The organism is Aquirhabdus parva, from assembly GCF_003351745.1.
In the GTDB taxonomy this organism is placed as follows: Bacteria; Pseudomonadota; Gammaproteobacteria; order Pseudomonadales; family Moraxellaceae; genus Aquirhabdus; species Aquirhabdus parva.
The window spans coordinates 704,770-721,125 of sequence record NZ_CP031222.1; the positions used below are offsets into that span (position 1 = coordinate 704,770).

Sequence of the window (16,356 nt, forward strand, 5' to 3'; positions counted from 1 at the left end):
TAGTGGTGTTTTACATCCAGATTTTGAGTACCTCGTTATTGGATCGTATTTTTTTGCAACTGCTTTGTTATGGCTATAAAAAAACCTCGCTGTTTGCGAGGTTTTTTTGACATCATTCTTTGATTAGTAGAGTACGCGTACGCGCATGGTGCCTTCTACACTTTGCAGTTTTTCAAATGCCCGTGCAGAGTCATCATCATCTACATCCATCACGAGGTACCCGATGTCACCCTTAGTCATCAAGCTTTGTGCAGAGATATTAATGTTGTTCTGCGCAAACAAGGTGTTGACCGCAGACAATACGCCGGGGACGTTCTTGTGGATATGCAGCAGACGATGTGTGCCTTCTTGCTTCGGAATCGAAACTTCTGGGAAGTTAACCGAAGTGATGGTTGCGCCGCTATCAGAGTAGCGTACAAACTTGTCAGCAACTTCCAGACCGATGTTGGCCTGCGCTTCGAGGGTTGAGCCTCCGATATGCGGAGTCAAAATCACGTTGTCGTACTTACGCAGTGGAGACAAGAATTCTTCGTCGTTTGCTTTTGGCTCTTTCGGGAAGACGTCGATCGCAGCGCCGCCCAGATGACCACTTTCAATGGCTGCAGCCAAGTCATCAATCACCACACAAGTACCGCGTGCTGCATTGATGAAAATTGAGCCTTTTTTCATTTTGGCAAATTGTTCTGCGGCCATCATGTTATTGGTCGATGGTAATTGTGGGACGTGCAGTGAAACCACATCAGCGGTAGATAACAACTCATCCATGCTGCCCACTTGACGCGCATTACCCAAGGGCAATTTGGTGACCACGTCAAAGTAAATCACTTTCATACCCAGTGATTCAGCCAGAACAGACAATTGAGAACCAATAGAACCGTAACCGACCAAACCTAAAGTCTTGCCACGGGCTTCGTATGAGCCTTCAGCTGATTTTGACCAGCCGCCGCGATGCACCAAGGCATTTTTTTCAGGAATGCCGCGCAGTAATAGAATTAGTTGACCGAGTACCAGTTCAGCGACTGAGCGGGTATTCGAATACGGTGCGTTAAATACAGGTACGCCACGTGCGAGTGCTGCATCTAAATCAACTTGGTTGGTTCCAATACAGAAACAGCCAATAGAGGTCAGTTTGTTAGCGGCATCAAGGACTTTTTCAGTCACGTTGGTGCGGGAGCGAATACCCAAGAAATGCACATCTTTGATCGCTTCAATCAGCGCATCTTCGTCCAGCGCAGTTTTACGATAGTCAATGTTGGTGTAGCCATTTGCATGGAGCTCATCGAGGGCGGTCTGGTGAACGCCTTCGAGAAGCAAGAAACGGATTTTATCTTTTTCCAAAGAAAACTGCTGACTCATGATGTGCTCTCAAAATTAACGCAATTGGTGCTTCGCCACAAAATAGGCGGCTATGGTAACATATTACAATCTTTTATTGCTTGACCGTCCTTATAGGTTTTCATACATGAATGCGCCACAAAACAGCTTAACAACCCCAGTTTTACCGCCAGAGTTGATCACCCGTTTGCAGCAAGCTGTGGGCGAGGCGCGTGTGCACTTGGACAGCGATACCTTGAAAACTTGGGGTAAGGACTGGACCAAGCATTTCGAGCCCAATCCATCGGTCGTGGTTTTCCCAGCGAATACGCTTGAAGTACAAGCAGTGGTGAAGTTGGCCAACGAGTTTGGCATTGCCATTACCCCTAGTGGCGGTCGTACAGGCTTGTCAGCGGGTGCGGTTGCAGCCAATGGCGAGATCGTGGTTAGTCTTGATCGCATGAATAAAGTGATTGATTTCTTGCCTGCGGATCGTATGGTGCGGATTCAGGCGGGTGTAGTGACTGAACAATTACAGCAATTTGCCGAAGAGCAAGGTTTGTACTATCCCGTAGATTTCGCGTCAGCCGGTTCCAGCCAGATCGGCGGCAATATCGGTACCAATGCTGGCGGAATTAAAGTCATCAAATACGGTATGACCCGTCAGTGGGTTCTAGGCATGACGGTTGTGACGGGCAAAGGTGATATCCTTCGTTTGAATAAAGGCATGATCAAAAATGCTACTGGCTATGATTTACGTCATCTGATGATTGGTGCGGAAGGTACACTGGGTATCGTTTGTGAAGTGGACATCAAACTGGAACGTCAGCCGCAGGATTTACGTGTCTTAGTTCTGGGTGTGCCCGAATTTGCTGCGGTGATGCACATTTTACAAGCCTTCCAAAATCGTCTGGATCTGACTGCATTTGAGTTCTTTAATGAACTCGCGATTCAAAAAGTCATTGCTCACACCGGTATTCCGCGTCCGTTTGAGTCTGCATGTCCATTCTACGTATTACTTGAGTTTGAAGGTAAGTTTGAAGCGGTGGTAGATGATGCAATGCAGACCTTTGAGCATTGTATGGAGCAGGGGTGGGTGATTGATGGCGTGATGAGTCAAAATCAGAGTCAAGCCGCGACGTTGTGGCGTTTGCGCGAAGACATTAGCGAAACCATTGCGGCATTTACGCCGTATAAGAATGACATCTCGGTCTTGATTACCCATGTGCCTGCATTTATCGCGGATATAGACGCGATTGTGACCGAGTTTTATCCAGACTTTGAGATTTGCTGGTTTGGTCATATTGGTGATGGCAATTTGCATTTGAATATCTTGAAGCCTGCCAATCTGACTAAAGACGAATTCTTTGAGAAGTGTAAAGTCGTCAATAAGCATGTTTTTGAAACTGTGCAGAAATATGATGGCTCGATCTCTGCTGAACACGGGGTCGGCATGACCAAGAAAGACTATCTGCATTACACGCGTGATGAAGTGGAAATTGAATATCTACGTGAAATCAAAAAGGTCTTCGATCCGAAAGGGATTATGAATCCTGGGAAGATTTTTTAAGTTGCTTAATGCCTGCCCGTGTTGCGGCCATTTTGTTTTTGTCAATTATGGTTCATACGATATTTGCCCCATTTGTTTCTGGGAGGATGATTGGACTCAACTTCAATATCCGTTTACTGATGGCGGTACAAATCAAGTGAGTTTGGCTGTTGCCCAAATTAACTATGTTCAGTTCGCGGCATGTAGATTTGACCTGATTAAAAATGTGCGTATCCCTTTGGGAAATGAGTATTTAGATGATCGATGGTTTCCACTTTGGGCAAAAGCCATTAAGTGGAAAGGCTTTGAGATTGATCATGAGCAAAGTAGTTTAGAGCCAGATGTTTCCCCGCAATTCATCCCGTATTGGTTAAATAATTGAATTTAGGTCACTTAAATGAAACCCACTAAAATCGTCTGTGTTGGCCGCAACTATGCAGATCATGCCAAAGAACTTGGTAATGCGGTACCGAACCCTTTATCTGAGCCACCTATTCTTTTCATCAAGCCCCCAAGCAGCTTAATTGGTTTAGATGAGGGTATTACTTGGAAAGATGGACTGGGTGAGTGTCATTTTGAGTGTGAACTCTCAATCCAAATTGGACAGACGCTAAAAGATGCGGATGAAGTACAAGCCCGCGCAGCCATTTCAGGTGTGACTCTAGGATTGGATCTCACCTTACGGGATTTGCAAAATAGCCTCAAGAAACAAGGCTATCCTTGGGAGCGGGCCAAAGCTTTTGATGGCTCGTGCGTGCTTGGCGATTGGCTGGCACCGGATTTCATCACCGACTATAAGAATGCAAGTTATACCTTTAAAGTCAACGGCGAGACCCGCCAAACCGGTGAAACCTCACATATGCTGTTTGATGTGATTGGGCTGATTGCCCATATCAGCCATACCTTTACGCTAGAAAAAGGCGATGTCGTGATGACGGGTACACCGGCAGGTGTAGCGGCTCTGCACGCCGGTGATCAGTTGGAAATGACACTCGATACCCAGCTTGGCGCAGTTAGCTGGAAGACGTTTGTTCGCTAGTTGCTGATGTATTCTGAGCTCTGGCTTCACTAACGGCATCATAGACACTGCGTGGGTCATAGCAGGATGCTGGGATCTCTGGGAAATTAGCACGTTGTAAAATATCACGCAGTGGATCTTTGACACGTGCTAAGAGTAGCTTTACTTCCTTTTTCTGCATCGCATCGGCAAAGTCGCGGAGTGCTTCCAGACTGGTGCTGTCGAGGTTGGGTGACTCTTCAAAGCTGATAATCACGATTTGAGTGGCGGGTAAATTGAGCACTTGATCGTGTATCATGCCAAAGATACGTTCGGCATTGGCAAAGAAGAGCGATGATTCTGGACGTGCGATCAGCACATTCGGGAGAGTCTTTGCGTCAGGATGACGTTTAATATCCACATAATCACGAGTGTCCCCCAGTTCCCCAAGCCACGCCACCCGTGACTCTGATAAGTTGCGTAGCATCATGATTAGACTGACGCCAATCGCTGCCAGCAATCCATCCAAAACACCCAATACCAATACTGCAACGAGGGCTGAGATGACAATAATTCGATCCCGGTGCCACAGGAAATAGGGGCGGAATGTCTGCCAGCTAATGTTATGACTGACGGCATGTATCACGATTGCTGCGAGTACAGGTTCTGGTGTGTGCTCAATCCAAGGTAATAACGTCAGCACGAGAATCAACACGACGATGGCGGCAATCCAACCAGACCAACGACTTTGTGCGCCCGCCGATTCATTGGCGGATGTCGCGGAATATCCTGCACCAACAGGCATGCCCTGAAATAAACCCGAAGCAATATTAGCAATGCCAAACGCCATCAAGTCTCGATTAGGTGCAGAAGGGTCGCCATGTTGAATGGCAAAGGTACGAATGGCACCATAAGACTCGGCATATAGAATCATCACCATGGCAACCGCAAGCTCCCCAAGTCGAAGCCATTCTGTACGAGTGAGGTCTGGAATAGTCGGCATGCTGAGGCTTAGATTAATCGTACCGACAGCAGCAACGCCATGTGATGTGGTAAAACCAGAAACATCCAATGCAATCCCTGCTGCAATCACAATCAGTGCCCCGGGAACCGCGCGCCATGTCGCTAAAACTTTGAGTAGAGTCAATGCGACAACAGCGATCAATAAGCCCGTCAGATTCCACTGTGGAGAGGCGATGATTAAATCATTCACATAACGAAAAATATCAGAATGAGTTGGGTGAATGGCGATGATATTGGGAAACTGTTTAATCACAATCGTAATCGCCAAACCCACGGCAAAACCACGAAGGACGGGTTTGGCAATGAAGTTTGAAGCTTCGCCGAGTTTCGCAACCGACGCAAGGATAAAGAAAACGCCCGTCAGAATGACCAGTCCGCTGGCCAGTAAAAGACGCAGGGATAGATCTGGGCCAGCCATAGAGCTAACTGCCGCAACCAAAACGGCTGCAGATGACGACGTCGCTGAGACAATTGCAAAACGACTTGTCCCGATGAATCCATAACAAAGGAGCCCAATCAACAACGCAATGACACCCGCTTGAGGCGGCATGCCTGCAATGCCGGAATATGCCACCGCTTCTGGCAGCAGTAATCCTGCAATGGAAAGGCCAGCGACAAGATCGGCGAGACGTGAGGGGTTCGCTGCGAGGCTTTGAGTGGGGTTAGTCATGATATGCGTGGGCTATCCATTGAGGGGTTGTTCTTGTTGTGATCAATATAAATGAAAACGCCGACATCTTAAAAGTTGTCGGCGTTTTTTTCAGAACGAACGTTTTACGGCTTAATCTGGATTTGATTAAGAGCAAGCCTTGTTATGGTCAGGACGTGCACCAGCGGCTTTCGCAGCTGCTTCAGTCATATATTGACCCTGTTTGGTTTTGCCATACCAGTGTGAACCTTGGCAATGGTAGACGTTTGAATCGGTGTTGACCCATACTTGTCCAGCGCCGCCGCCAGCAGCGACCGCACCAGCAGTTACTGCAGCAGCAGGGGCAGCTTTAGCCGCTACGGTTGCTGGTGCAGGCGCTGCGGCTGGCGCAGGGGCTGCTGCAGGTTCCGTTGGTTTTTTACCGAATAATGAGAAGCCTTTCTTTTCAGGTGCTGGCGCTGCGGCGGCAGGTGCTGTCGTGGTTGTCGTTGCGGCAGTGGTTGCACCAGCTGTTGCGTACCAATCTTTGACGCCTTTATGTCCACGACATGCGCCTTTTTTGTTTGCGCCTGTGTAGTAAGTGCCATCATTACATAGACCTGTTGCACCTGCTGGAGCAGGGCCCGTTGCTGCAACTGACGTTGTTGTGGTCACAGTCGTTTTCTTCGGTAGTGCTACAGGTGCAGCGGTTGTGGTCACTGCGGCAGCTGCGGTACCTGTGCCGTACCAGTCTTTGACGCCTTTATGTCCACGGCATGCCCCTTTTTTTGCGGTGCCATTGTAGTATGATCCGTCGTTACAGAGGCCGGTTGAACCTGTTGGGGCGGTTGCTGGCGCGGCAACATCCGCTGCGTAAACACCTGTGGTCATGAGGCCAAGCATAAGTGCTGCAGATGCGAATAATGCTTTCATATGAGTTCTCGCTTTAAGTCAAATTGATTATCAAAAAATTAAGGACAGCTATAATTAACATTGGCGGAAGACGAAAGCATTGACGTGCTTGGTCATCATGACCATATCGAGATCCTAGCGCGATAATAGCTTGATGTGATTTATTTTTGTTTATGATTTACAAATAATAATGTTTGATAAATGTTCGAATTGTGCAGAAAAGTCATGATCGATACCAGCGTTCGATACCTGCCTGATGCAAGCTCATTCGTGATAATTCATCGGGTACCCAATGCTCATAGTCTGCAGTCGCGCGCATGAGAAAGTCCAGAATGGTCCAGTGCTGGCGCAGCACACGACGTAATCGATGGGGCAGCATCGGATGAAACAAGCCAAAGCGCTGGAAAAACTGGCGCGGATTCTTACGCAACCAAAGCCATGACCCCATCTCTAACGTGTAGGGAAGGAGTAGGGAACCATTGACTGTATTGGCCTTATCATACAAATAGTCCCACAGGTCACCGTGGGTAGTGTAGTGAATACTTTGTGGCTCAATTTTATAAAAATCATGCAGTGGATAATTCTGATTGAACAAGTCACAGAGTGCGACGGCTTCAGCAAGATGAGGCGGTGGCATCCGGTGTGCAGCATAGGGAAACCATAAGCGATCATTCGCGCCAAAGCCGGAATGAAGATCCATTGCCATCATGAAGTTGGCTTTTTGATGAGCCTGCATCACGCTGTCAATCAGTGCTTGGCTCTCCGGTGCCAAAGTACGACCGCGGTACCAAGGCAAGAAGCGACTGACTTTTTGCCCTGCGAGAGGCCAGACATAGGGCTCTTGCGCATCAATAGGGGCATTCCGCATCAGATCGATCCCTTTTGAGGTCGCCCGTGTTCCTTGCTGCAAGCCCGTGACATTAATCAACGGGATACTGACGATCCGCATTTTTTTGAGACGGTCTTGTAGTGAGCTATCCCAAGCAAGACAACTGAGCGTATGTTCAAGCCATGCCAAGAGGACTTGTGATCCGATGCGCTCGTTGCCATGAATACCCGCATAGAGTCCCAGAGTGGGCACTTGTTCTTCTTCGCTGCCAATGCTGAGTTCCCAGATCGGCAAACCATCGACCTCTGCCAAAATGCGTGAACGGACAAGAGGATGGGTACGAATAACGTCAAGTTGGGAGAGTTCAGCAATTTCAAACATGCTTGTGTCCAGCGCAATACAACGTTTAAAAAAAGGGTGATGTCGATACTAAACTCCAATATGACAATATACGATGACAAGATCATGAATGTTCATAAAAAAAAGACTGAGCTAAATCATTAACTCAGTCTTTTCGGTTTTCGTTAGGAGTCACTGTTGGGTTTTATTTGGTTTAGCTAACCCGTAAACCAAATAAAGCCATGGCCTCGACAGGCCCAAAACGATACGCCGTATTACAGAATTGACAATCCATTTCAATTTCATCATCCGTTGCCAAGATTTCTTCGACGGCCGCTTGGCCAACTTGGATCAGTGCTTCAATACAGCGCTCTCGAGAACAGGTGCAGCCAAATTGCAGGGGTTCTGATTCGGGTAGACGTACATCTTCCTCATGATAGAGACGGTGCAAAATTTCGCTTGCTGGCAGCTCAATCAGTTCTTTAGGGGTCATCGTCTGGGTGAGTATGGTGAGGCGAGGCCATAAATCCTCATCAACGTGCTCCTGTTCTTCATCGGAGGTGCGCGGGAGGAGCTGAATGAGAAGACCAGCGGCATGTTGACCATCACAGGCGAGAGAAATCTGGGTAGGGACTTGAGCCGACAAATCATAATACTGAGCCAAGCAAGCGGCGATCGTCTGCTCTTCAAGGGGCACTATCCCTTGATAGCGTTCGCCATCCTTGGGCTCGATATTGATAAATAAAACAGCATCCGTGAGTGCAGCAAGTGCATCGGCGCTGGTATGTAGGTGACTTAAATCAGCTTCGCTATCCCAATCAGCCAATCCGCGTAGTTCACCTTGATCGGTACATTCAGCCATGACCCATTTGAGGTCACCGCTCCCTTGAGCTTGCAAGCTCAAACGACCACTAAACTTTAATGTGGTCGCTAGAAGTGCTGCGGCCGCCAACATTTCACCCAGCATCAGTGCGATGGCGTTGGGGTATGTGCGCTGCTGCAAGATGGTCTCAAGGGCTGTATTGATATGAACAATATCGCCACGCACTGGACTGTTATCAATATAAAAACGTTGGCGATGATCGGTTGACGTCATTGGCTTCTCAAAAAATAACTGATTTAAGCGATTTAAATGGGGATGAATCCCGAAATTATCAAGATCCATCCTCGTGCGATGACCGTGGTTTATGCCCCTTTATTGGACTCTCGACGTGCGACACTGATCCGATCAGTGCGCTCGTGATGTTCAGCCGAGGCTTTTTTGCGGGCTTCACGCGCATCGCTGTCAAATAATCCTTCGAGTTCAACCATTGAAGCGCGTGCAGACTCGATGATCTTGCTTTCATCGTTATACACGGCTTGTTGTCTCTCCAGGAGCTCTTCATCGTAATCTCTGAAGATTTCGATGCTTTCTGTTGCGTCTTCTTCTTCAAAACCGAGTGCGATTAAGGATGCATGCGCCATACCGAGCGATGAGAGATAGGTTTCCCGCCATACCATGTCAACGCCGGCTTCACGTAAGCGATAGTAGTGCGTCCGATCACGCGCACGTGCAATAATTTTGACATCAGGATAGGTGCGACTGATGTATTTTGCCGTCGCAATGGATTCTTCCACATTGTCCAGTGCCAAAATAAAGAGTTTGGCATGTGCAATTCCTGCCGCCCGCAGGATTTCTGGATTATTGGGATTGCCATAATAAACGGAGTTACCAAATTTACGCACAAAATCAACTTGACGGACATCACTCTCCACGGCTGTAAATTCAATTTTATGGATGCGTAATATCCGGCCGACAATCTGACCGACTCGACCAAAACCAGCAATAATCACCTGATGCTCATTGCTGGGAATTTCATCATATTCCCGCCCCGGTTGTGCTTTGGCAAATTGCGGTTCGAGGAATTTTTCAAGTATAAGAAAGGCCAATGGCGTTAGTGCCATCGATAGCGTTACGATCAAAATCAACGGTTCTGCAATCTCTGGCGCAAGAACCTTTTGTGATACGGCAGTGTTAAAGACCACAAAGGCAAATTCACCACCTTGTGCGAGTGCCACACCTAGGCGAATACTGGTTGCGACCCGATTTCCCATTAAACGCGCAATGGATACCAGCGTTGCAAACTTAAAGAGCATTAAACCTAATGCTCCCCCAATAATAAGGACGGGTTCGGCGATAATGAGATTGAGGTTGGTACTCATACCCACCGACATAAAGAATAGTCCCAGTAATAAGCCTTTAAAAGGCAAAATACTGGCTTCAATTTCATGACGATATTCTGAGTCGGCTAAGAGTACGCCCGTAAGGAAGGCACCAAGAGCCATACTGATATTCAGTTGATCCATCAACAACGCAACGCCCAGAATAAAAAACAAGGCTACAGCGGTCAGAAGTTCATTTGCGCCACTGCTCACAATCAGTCGGAATAGAGGGCGCACAATAAAGCGACTGGCGATCACGAGACCCACAAAGACACTGATGACTTTGGCAAAATAAACTAGGTTAAACCCTTCTCCATCATCATGAAGCCCCGAGGTGCTGAGCAGAGGCAGTAGAGCAAGTAGTGGAATCACCGCAATATCTTGAAAAAGCAGAATGGCAAAGGCATCTCGCCCATGTGCACTGGCGAGTTGGTGCTTTTCACTCAGGAGTTGTAAAACGAAGGCTGTAGAAGACAGTGCGAAGCCAAAACCGATAATAAAGCTGGTACTCAGCTGACTTTTCAGGTTGATGCCAAAAAGGCTGCTATTTTTACCGCCAAAAATAAACCACACCACAAGCATTAAAATCGCGCCTGTCACCAAAACTTGTAAGCCACCTAGCACAAAGATGGGTTTACGTAGTGCCCAGAGTCTTGATGGTTGCAGCTCAAGCCCGATTAGAAAGAGCAGCATGACCACGCCATATTCGGCAAAATGCATGACGGCTTCAGTATTCCCCGCAACATTAAATCCACTGGGGCCCAGCACCACACCCGTGAGCAAATAGCCCAAGACAGTCGCGAGTCCAAAACGGCGACCCAATGGAACCAGTAAGATAGCGGCGCCTAAAAAAATGGTGGCTTGCACAAGAAGTGTCATGTATAGGCAACTCCAAAAAATCTAACGCAAATAAGAGTATTTATTAATCCTCTTTAATGATAACAAGTGTCATGCCAGCAGATTGTGGCGAAATGAAAAACGCTACAAAAAATAATAAGAATGAATAGTGTTTTCGAATGTTTAGAATGCAACTATGTTCAAAGTGGACTGGCATTTTTGATCTTATCAAAATCATGTTATATTTTTATAAAGATCAAATTTATTCTGATGCTAGAGCAATGCGAGTCAAGGACAGGCCAATTTTTTAAATAGGAATGCATGTCTTTAATGCAGTCAAATATATCGAGTGTCAGTTACTGATGAAAGAATCTGTATTACCAAGTGCGATCATCCATTCCAAATTTTTGATGTGGATTGCGCTGATTATTATCATGTTATTGGGCATTTCTTATGTGGGTTTTAAAGCCAATAAGCAACATGCTGCAAGTGCTTCGTCTCAAGACCTGACTGCCGCCGCCAGCGTGAGTAGTCCCCCCATGGTTACGCCTGCTGATCGAATATTATCGACCTTACCGCAATTAAATGTATTGGTGCCCGTTTTATACAGCACACAAATGATCTTGCCACAAATTAGTGTTCAAGATGGCAGTGCGTTATGGCAGCCTAATCAACAGCAGTTAACGATTGTGCAGGGGACTGTTCTTGCGGGTGTGGATTTGAGTGAGCTGACCCGTGCAAATCTAAACTTGTCAGCACCGGCCAGTTTACAGCTCCCCCTTGCTGAAATGATTTCGGTACATCTGGACGATGTCTCCACCTATGACATCAAAACAGGACAGAAATCAGCTGTACAGCTTGGGACTTCCATGACTGAGTCTCAATTGGAGGAGGTGCGTCAACAAATGAAGCACAATGCGTGTATGTCAGGTATTTTGCAAAATAGCAGTGAAAGTACTCGCAAAGAGGTTGAGGTGTTACTGAAGTCGATGAATATCGATATGACGGTTAATGTGACTAACCCACTGCCATGTGAAGGAACATGATGAATCGGACTGGCTTAGGACAGTTCCATTGGATCAACATCGAGTGATGCCCGTATGCCTCGTCGTTCAGGAAGGTGCATCATAGCGGGCCACCAGGGTTCGATCAGATGATGTAGTAATCTACGATGTGCACATTGAATTAAAACGTGACCCCGAAAAACGCCCGCCCGCTTCTCCATTGGTGCCGGAATAGGACCCCAAATTTCGAGTCCATTGGGGTCGTGGGGGGTGGAGATCATTTGTCCAGTTTGTTGTTGATATTCTTCTATGCCCATTTTAAATGCATGTATCGCGGCTTTTAGAAAGGCTTCCGTTTTTTCAGCATTGGGTGATTCCGCCCGAATTAGAACCGCATGTCGATAGGGCGGTAGTCTTGCTGATTTTCGATCTTGTAGCATCTCTTGGGCAAACTGCCCATAGCCTTGCCGAATGAGCGTCAGTAGCAGAGGATTTTCTGGATAACGGGTCTGAATCAAGACCTGTCCTGTTTTAGTACCACGCCCTGCACGTCCTGCAACCTGTAAGATTAACTGTGCCATACGTTCAGGGGCACGAAAATCCACACTTAAAAAACCACCATCTACATCGACGATGGCTACTAAGGTAACGTTCGGGAAGTGATGTCCTTTGGCCAGCATTTGGGTGCCGAGTAAGATTGCTGCACCGGTTTGATTGGCGCGTTGATATATTTTATCCCAACTCCCTACGCGACTCGTTGTATCGCGATCTACGCGAATAATCGGGTGATCGGGGAAGTGACCTATTAAAGTCTCTTCAAGCCTTGCAGTTCCGGCGCCTGTCGGGATCAAATTGACTGACTTACACGCAGGGCATTCGGTTGGCAAGCGACTTTGATATCCACAATGGTGGCAATGTAAATGCTGTCTCGGAGTGTAGTGCACTGTTAAGTGCGCATCACATCGTGGACAATCCGCTTGCCAACCACAGGCATCGCACAGTAAAACGGGTGCAAACCCCCGCCTATTGAGAAAAACCAAGACTTGCTCATCTGCTTTCAGCCGTGTTGCTATGGCATCTAAAAGAGGCTGGCTAAGGCCATTCTCTCTTTTTTTATTGCGTAAATCGATTAAGTGAATTCGCGCAAACTCGGCATTTCCAGCTCTTTCGTTTAAGTGCAAATGCAACAGCTTCTTTTCAGCAGCCAGATGGAGACTTTCAAGAGATGGTGTTGCTGAGCCCAGCAGGACTGGACATTTTTGATCAAATCCGCGCTTTAAAGCGACATCACGGGCATGATAGCGAAAGGTATCCTGTTGCTTATAGGAGAGGTCATGCTCTTCATCAATGATGATTAAGCCTAAATGAGGCATTGGTGTGAACACAGCCGAGCGGGTTCCGATCACAATGTTGGCGTGTCCAGTATAAGCCGCTTGCCACGCCTGTAGACGCGCCACATCACTCATATTGGAGTGCAACATGACGATTTCTGCATGAAAACGTGCTTTAAAACGATTAATCGTTTGCGGAGTTAAGCCAATTTCCGGTACCAGAACGAGAACTTGTTGTCCTGCCTCCAGTACAGGCTGCATGGCCTGTAAGTAGACTTCTGTTTTACCGCTCCCCGTCAGCCCATTTAGGAGCACGCCTTGAAATCTACCTAAAACAGCATGAATTTGGTCTATTGCATATTGCTGTTCAGGGTTGGCAAGTAATGGCATGTGTGCAAGATTCACTGGATGCTTGATCAGTTCCCGCGGTTGCATGAATGATTCGACCAGACCGCGTTTTTCTAACAACAGTAATGATGCGCGTTCAACACCCATCAGAATCAGGATGCTTTCCGGTGCACCGCGCTGATCGTGGAGATTGAGAATGTCGAATGTTTTACGTTGCTTTGGTGATCGCGATAGTTCTGCTGAATTTGCATCGGGTGCTACACGCCAATATTGGGTGAGTAAGTCAAGATGGCGCCCTTGCCTGAGTAGTGCTGGTAATGCAGCACTTAAGACTTCTCCTAAAGGATAGTGATAATAGCCTGCTGCCCAAATGAGTAAGTCTAATGTCGTTGCAGGAATAATCGGTTTGAACTCGATGACTTCCAAAATCGATTTTATTTTGTGCTCAGTAACGAAGGATTCATCCGTTTCATTTTCTTCTGAATTAAATGGCCTGGTTTGCATCACGATACCAATCAGCTCACGTGATCCAAAAGGCACACGCACACGGCAACCTGCCGTAGGCACTTGAGTGTCAGCAGGAAGTGCATAGTCAAAAAGTTCAAAGAGAGGTACAGGTACTGCAACCTGCACCAAAATAGTGCTCATAGGAATGTGGTGAAATCAGAACGCCAAGTAAGGGGTATTTTAGTCCGCGAGTTCTAAAATACCATCCATTTCCACGAGTGCACCACGGGGCAGGCTTGCCACACCGAGAGCTGCACGCGCCGGGTAGGGTTCGGTAAAATATTCACCCATAATTTGGTTGACGAGTTGGAAGTTTGCCAGATCAATCAGAAAGATATTGATTTTAGCAATATCCGCAAGTGAACCACCAGCAGCTTCAGATACTGCTTGCACATTGTCAAAAACGCGGCGAATTTGTGCTTCAATCCCCTCAACCAACTGCATGGTTTCAGGGTCTAGACCAATTTGACCCGACAAATAGACAGTGTTACCCGTTTGGATTGCCTGTGAGTATGTTCCGATAGCGGCTGGAGCAAGAGAGGTATGGATAACTCGACGCATAATCATGAGTCCTGATCGAAAAAAGAATGATGTAATGAGAACAGAAAAAGAATTCTTTTGAATGATACAGCATTGCACCGCAATCTGATGAGACTAAGGTGATGAAAGTGGGGTGATTCGTATTAGAAAAGCTACAGAGACTTGTTAGCCAATTGTGATCGTTGTGTTATGCCAAATTGCTTACTATCTCGAGTTACAAATAAATATTCAATAAAAATTAAATATTAACAGTGACTTGTTGGTATGAAGTGTTTTTTTGCATCAAAATGTGTGGGGTTGCTTAAAGTGATCTGAGCAATTATAGTCAAGTCATAAGTACTTGCTCCGATTCACTGTCTAAGTGTCGCTATCGACAAAGAACGATTATTTTTTGGGGAATAATCGACAGTTGCTGGATGGGCAAGATGCATTTTTCCTTTTAGATAGACGACTTCTTTTCCGGTTTCTTTTTTGATTACATGTTGTTGTTAGCATGTTTTTTGCTTGCTTGTGTGTTCTAAACAAAAGTAAGTAAAAATTAGTCTGGTTTTCAAATAGGTGGGTTACATCAATGATTCTTGTTCCTGTGATTATGTCTGGTGGTGCGGGTACTCGCTTATGGCCTGTATCTCGTGAGGGATATCCTAAACCGTTTATGAAGCTTGCAGATGGGCAGAGTCTCCTGATGAAGACTTATCAGCGTGCAGCTTCAGTTATGAGTACAGACTATTTAGTGACTGTAACTAACCGCGATTATTTCTTTGAAAGCAAAGATAATTTGTCACAAGTTAATTCTAAAGTTCAGTCTACTTTTTTACTTGAACCTTTTGGACGTAATACAGCACCAGCGATTGCTTTAGCAGCATTGGATATTTTAGAGAAGCAGGGACCCGAAGCAATATTACTGGTGATGTCTGCGGATCATTTGATTAAAGATGGTCAGCGTTTTGAAGATGCAGTTGCTGCTGCCGCGACTCTCGCAAGTCAAGGTTATTTGGTCACTTTTGGCATTACACCAACCGCACCAGAGACTGGTTTTGGTTATATTGAATGTGGTGATGTGCTTGGTGTGGGTTATTCTGTTGCGCGCTTTGTTGAAAAACCCGCCTTTGAAAAGGCACAACAATTGCTGGCCAGTGGTAATCATCTGTGGAATGCGGGTATTTTCTGTTTCCAAGCGGGAACTTTCTTGAGTGAGCTTGAAAAGACAGCACCGGAGATTGTAACTATTGCACAAGCCTGCCGTGCTCAGCTTGGCGACGGCGCGGTAACGTCTATGCAGGACTATTCAGCGGATATTTTTGCAAAGTTTCCCGATATTTCAATTGATTATGCATTGCTTGAACGTTCAGATAAGGTTGCGGTTATTCCATGCGATTTTGGCTGGAGCGATATTGGATCTTGGCAGGCCGTGAGTGAGTTGACTGTTGCAGATGAGACATTGAATCGTACAGTGGGGCAATCCGTGATTGTGGATTCACGTAATGTCTATGTACAGAGTCATGATCGCTTGGTTGCGGCAGTTGGGGTGCAGGATTTAGTTATTGTTGATACGCCAGATGCATTATTGGTTGTCCATGCCGATAAAACGCAAGACGTACGTAAGGTTGTCGCGCAGCTCAAAGCTTTAGGGCACGATGCATTTAAATTGCATCGTACCGTAGCAAGACCTTGGGGGACTTATACCATCCTTGAGGAAAGTTCACGTTTCAAAATTAAGCGAATTGAAGTGAAGCCTGGAGCGAGTTTAAGTTTACAAATGCATCATCATCGTAGTGAGCATTGGATTGTAGTGAGTGGAACAGCACAAGTGACCAATGGGGATAAGACGTTGCTCTTGGGTGCGAATGAGTCAACTTATATTCCAGCTGGAAATCGACATCGTCTTGAAAATCCTGGAGTACTTCAGCTCATTATGATTGAGGTACAAAGCGGGGAATATTTGGGTGAAGATGATATAGTGCGTTTTCAAGATAATTATGGACGTTGCTAATTT

At 46.5% G+C, this 16,356-nt stretch carries 13 protein-coding genes; 5 read left to right on the forward strand and 8 right to left on the reverse strand.

Annotated features, from left to right (window positions below; genetic code table 11):
* Positions 1 to 123: 123 nt before the first annotated feature.
* Positions 124 to 1,356, reverse strand: a complete 1,233-nt coding sequence (gene serA / locus HYN46_RS03165; RefSeq protein WP_114898066.1) for a phosphoglycerate dehydrogenase — start codon at positions 1,354 to 1,356, stop codon at positions 124 to 126.
* 106 nt (positions 1,357 to 1,462) lie between these two features.
* On the opposite strand from serA, the gene HYN46_RS03170 reads away from it, so the two are divergent.
* Genes HYN46_RS03170 through HYN46_RS03180 form a run of 3 tightly spaced genes read left to right on the forward strand, consistent with a single transcriptional unit; the run spans position 1,463 to position 3,902 of the window.
* The gene (locus HYN46_RS03170) at positions 1,463 to 2,884 is read left to right on the forward strand and encodes an FAD-binding oxidoreductase (RefSeq protein WP_114898067.1); all 1,422 of its coding nucleotides are present in this window, start codon (positions 1,463 to 1,465) and stop codon (positions 2,882 to 2,884) included.
* 1 nt (position 2,885) lies between these two features.
* On the forward strand, positions 2,886 to 3,245 hold the full coding sequence (locus HYN46_RS03175; RefSeq protein ID WP_162818075.1) for a CPCC family cysteine-rich protein: 360 nt from the start codon (positions 2,886 to 2,888) through the stop codon (positions 3,243 to 3,245).
* Between the two features lie 15 nt (positions 3,246 to 3,260).
* The gene (locus tag HYN46_RS03180) at positions 3,261 to 3,902 is read left to right on the forward strand and encodes a fumarylacetoacetate hydrolase family protein (protein WP_114898069.1); all 642 of its coding nucleotides are present in this window, start codon (positions 3,261 to 3,263) and stop codon (positions 3,900 to 3,902) included.
* On the opposite strand, the gene HYN46_RS03185 is transcribed toward HYN46_RS03180, so the two are convergent.
* The 5 genes from HYN46_RS03185 to HYN46_RS03210 form a co-directional block, all read right to left on the reverse strand.
* Positions 3,877 to 5,553, reverse strand: coding sequence for a SulP family inorganic anion transporter (locus HYN46_RS03185; protein WP_114898070.1), 1,677 nt, complete (start codon positions 5,551 to 5,553; stop codon positions 3,877 to 3,879). The genes HYN46_RS03180 and HYN46_RS03185 overlap by 26 nt on opposite strands.
* A gap of 126 nt (positions 5,554 to 5,679) precedes the next feature.
* On the reverse strand, positions 5,680 to 6,444 hold the full coding sequence (locus HYN46_RS03190) for a DUF3761 domain-containing protein (protein ID WP_210009325.1): 765 nt from the start codon (positions 6,442 to 6,444) through the stop codon (positions 5,680 to 5,682).
* Positions 6,445 to 6,646: 202 nt separating this feature from the next.
* A complete protein-coding gene (locus HYN46_RS03200; protein WP_114898071.1) occupies positions 6,647 to 7,633 on the reverse strand; it encodes a M14 family zinc carboxypeptidase in 987 nt (328 codons plus the stop codon).
* 172 nt (positions 7,634 to 7,805) lie between these two features.
* Positions 7,806 to 8,687: an Hsp33 family molecular chaperone HslO gene (hslO, locus tag HYN46_RS03205; protein WP_114900562.1), complete on the reverse strand. Its 882-nt coding sequence runs from the start codon at positions 8,685 to 8,687 to the stop codon at positions 7,806 to 7,808.
* A gap of 89 nt (positions 8,688 to 8,776) precedes the next feature.
* Positions 8,777 to 10,672, reverse strand: a complete 1,896-nt coding sequence (locus tag HYN46_RS03210) for a monovalent cation:proton antiporter-2 (CPA2) family protein (RefSeq protein WP_114898072.1) — start codon at positions 10,670 to 10,672, stop codon at positions 8,777 to 8,779.
* Positions 10,673 to 10,992: 320 nt separating this feature from the next.
* Here HYN46_RS03210 and HYN46_RS03215 point away from each other — a divergent pair, with 320 nt between their 5' ends.
* Complete coding sequence (locus HYN46_RS03215; RefSeq protein ID WP_162818076.1) at positions 10,993 to 11,676, forward strand: DUF4230 domain-containing protein; 684 nt, start codon at positions 10,993 to 10,995, stop codon at positions 11,674 to 11,676.
* 14 nt (positions 11,677 to 11,690) lie between these two features.
* Here the strand turns inward: HYN46_RS03215 and HYN46_RS03220 are convergent, their stop codons facing one another.
* Positions 11,691 to 13,961, reverse strand: coding sequence for a primosomal protein N' (locus HYN46_RS03220; RefSeq protein WP_114898074.1), 2,271 nt, complete (start codon positions 13,959 to 13,961; stop codon positions 11,691 to 11,693).
* Between the two features lie 39 nt (positions 13,962 to 14,000).
* Positions 14,001 to 14,384 carry a RidA family protein gene (locus HYN46_RS03225; RefSeq protein WP_114900563.1) on the reverse strand — a complete coding sequence of 128 codons (384 nt, stop codon included), beginning with the start codon at positions 14,382 to 14,384 and terminating at the stop codon, positions 14,001 to 14,003.
* A 547-nt stretch (positions 14,385 to 14,931) separates the two neighbouring features.
* Between HYN46_RS03225 and HYN46_RS03230 the strand changes: the two genes are divergently transcribed.
* Positions 14,932 to 16,353 (forward strand): mannose-1-phosphate guanylyltransferase/mannose-6-phosphate isomerase, encoded by a 1,422-nt coding sequence (locus tag HYN46_RS03230; protein WP_228254873.1) that lies wholly within the window; start codon positions 14,932 to 14,934, stop codon positions 16,351 to 16,353.
* Positions 16,354 to 16,356 lie beyond the last annotated feature (3 nt).

What these genes read in the sequence shown, in the direction of transcription:
- serA (WP_114898066.1), bottom strand. Translation starts at nt 1,356, where the DNA reads ATGAGTCAGCAGTTTTCTTTGGAAAAAGATAAAATCCGTTTCTTGCTT.
- HYN46_RS03170 (WP_114898067.1), top strand. Translation starts at nt 1,463, where the DNA reads ATGAATGCGCCACAAAACAGCTTAACAACCCCAGTTTTACCGCCAGAG.
- HYN46_RS03180 (WP_114898069.1), top strand. Translation starts at nt 3,261, where the DNA reads ATGAAACCCACTAAAATCGTCTGTGTTGGCCGCAACTATGCAGATCAT.
- HYN46_RS03185 (WP_114898070.1), bottom strand. Translation starts at nt 5,553, where the DNA reads ATGACTAACCCCACTCAAAGCCTCGCAGCGAACCCCTCACGTCTCGCC.
- HYN46_RS03190 (WP_210009325.1), bottom strand. Translation starts at nt 6,444, where the DNA reads ATGAAAGCATTATTCGCATCTGCAGCACTTATGCTTGGCCTCATGACC.
- HYN46_RS03200 (WP_114898071.1), bottom strand. Translation starts at nt 7,633, where the DNA reads ATGTTTGAAATTGCTGAACTCTCCCAACTTGACGTTATTCGTACCCAT.
- hslO (WP_114900562.1), bottom strand. Translation starts at nt 8,687, where the DNA reads ATGACGTCAACCGATCATCGCCAACGTTTTTATATTGATAACAGTCCA.
- HYN46_RS03210 (WP_114898072.1), bottom strand. Translation starts at nt 10,672, where the DNA reads ATGACACTTCTTGTGCAAGCCACCATTTTTTTAGGCGCCGCTATCTTA.
- HYN46_RS03215 (WP_162818076.1), top strand. Translation starts at nt 10,993, where the DNA reads ATGAAAGAATCTGTATTACCAAGTGCGATCATCCATTCCAAATTTTTG.
- HYN46_RS03220 (WP_114898074.1), bottom strand. Translation starts at nt 13,961, where the DNA reads ATGAGCACTATTTTGGTGCAGGTTGCAGTACCTGTACCTCTCTTTGAA.
- HYN46_RS03230 (WP_228254873.1), top strand. Translation starts at nt 14,932, where the DNA reads ATGATTCTTGTTCCTGTGATTATGTCTGGTGGTGCGGGTACTCGCTTA.